The organism is Pseudoalteromonas sp. SG45-1, assembly GCF_014164135.1.
Taxonomy (GTDB): Bacteria; Pseudomonadota; Gammaproteobacteria; order Enterobacterales; family Alteromonadaceae; genus Pseudoalteromonas; species Pseudoalteromonas distincta.
Map to the genome: position 1 here is coordinate 1 of NZ_JACJEP010000059.1, position 1,913 is coordinate 1,913.

Annotated in this window: 2 protein-coding genes; both read left to right on the forward strand. The window is 42.4% G+C overall.

Annotated elements, in window-relative coordinates; translation table 11 throughout:
• Positions 1-17: 17 nt before the first annotated feature.
• Positions 18-851, forward strand: a complete 834-nt coding sequence (locus H5117_RS20325; protein ID WP_182739013.1) for a tyrosine-type recombinase/integrase — start codon at positions 18-20, stop codon at positions 849-851.
• A partial coding sequence (locus H5117_RS20330) for an IS91 family transposase (RefSeq protein ID WP_182739014.1) occupies positions 848-1,913 on the forward strand: 1,066 nt, incomplete at its 3' end. The genes H5117_RS20325 and H5117_RS20330, both read left to right, overlap by 4 nt.

Sequence of the window (1,913 nt, forward strand, 5' to 3'; positions counted from 1 at the left end):
TAACTTGGAGGTAAGTCATGAATACACTCATTGAACAAGTCAAAACTGAAATAGCCTATCTTGGTTATTCACAAAGTACCTGTAAAAGCTACTGCGAGCATTTGCTTAAACTCAGCCATTATTTTAATAAACCACTCGATTTAATTACTGATGATGAGCTGAATATCTTTTTTAAAGATCCCGCTATTCGCAAGCTCTCCAGAGCGAGTCAAAAAATACAAATAAACAGTATCTGGTTTTTGTTTAAGAATATTTTACACCGCCCACTGAACTTAGACATAGCCTTGCCTAAAGTAAAACCTCGGGCACCTACTTATTTATCGCGTGATGATATTCGACGACTTATAGAAAGTTGCACGGATATGCGCTTAAAAACATTGATAGTGGTGTGTTATGGATGTGGTTTGCGTATTGGCGAACTGCTGCGCATCAAAGTGCAAGACATCGATGGACAGCGTAAAACCATTTTAATTGAACATGGTAAAGGAGATAAGTCACGCTATGTTGTTGTATCAGATAGCGTGCTAAATCAATTACGTTGCTATTGGAAAATGTATCACCCAACAGGCTGGATGTTTTATTCACGATGGTTAATGGATAAACCCATGTCACCCTCAAGCTTCAGAAAGGCATTGAAAAAACATGCACAAATGTGTGGTTTAAAGCACTGTAATCCACATGTATTACGCCATGCTTATGCAACACATCAACTTGAGTTAGGGATGCCGCTTCATCAACTTCAACATCAGCTTGGTCACAGTGATATTAAAACCACACAAAGTTACTTACACTGGTTACCTGAATTAGGGCATGGTGGTATTGATTTACTCGCAAGTTGGGGAAACCAATGAGCGGCTTGCATCTCGCTGATATTTTAAATTCTGGCCTTGGGAATTATCGGCAGCACCACATAATGAGTTATCAGCAGTTACGAGTCTGCCAACACCTTCAATCATGCAGAACGGGACAGCTCGGTTATCAAGCATGGCAATGTGATAACTGTAGTGAAGTACAACAAATTGGATGTAGCTGTCGAGATCGGCATTGCCCACGTTGCCAAGGTATGGCAACGGCTAAATGGGTGCAAAGACAACAAGAGGATTTATTATCGTGTCGCTATTTCCACCTTGTTTTTACGCTCCCGCATGAGTTAAATATCATTGCGCACTACAACCCAAACGCGCTGTATCAATGTTTATTTAAAGCCGCATGGCAAACGCTGTGTAAGTTTGCGAAACGAAAGAGGCATGGCCAGCTAGGCATGACAAGCGTACTGCATACGTGGGGGCAGAACTTAAGTCAGCATATCCACCTGCATTGCTTGATACCCGCAGGCGCGCTTGATAAAGCGCACTGGCATGAAATAGAAAAAGGCTATTTATACCCCGTTAAAGCATTATCAACAGTGTTTAGAGGGAAAATGCTCGCGGTGCTCAATGAATGCGATAGTTCATTCGCGAAGGTAAGCACACCAACCAAATGGTGCGTGTATAGCAAAGCCTGTTTAACGTACAGTGAAAAGCTAGTGAGTTACCTTGCTCGTTATACCCGAAAAGGGGTGATGTCAGAATCGCGATTAGTGTCAGCGACTGAAGAAACAGTGAGCTTTAAATACCGCGATTATGCAGATAACAACCGCGATAAAGTCATGACTCTGAGTTGTGATGAATTTTTACGGCGCTACTTACAACATGTATTGCCCAAAGGGTTTATGCGCATTCGCCACTATGGCTTTTTAGCTAATGCATGTCGCAAGCGAAAGTTAGGGTTAATAAAGGCTCAAGTATCAGCATCCCCATGCAAAGCGGTGAAGCCGAAGGTAGAGCAAGAACGATTAATACCCCATTGGCCTTGCCAGTCATGCAAGACGGGGACCTTACGATTTATTGGTGTGATGAATTTAGATGAGGCGA

Bases quoted from the DNA above. Each gene is read 5' to 3' on its own strand.
- H5117_RS20325 (WP_182739013.1), top strand. From the start codon at position 18: ATGAATACACTCATTGAACAAGTCAAAACTGAAATAGCCTATCTTGGT.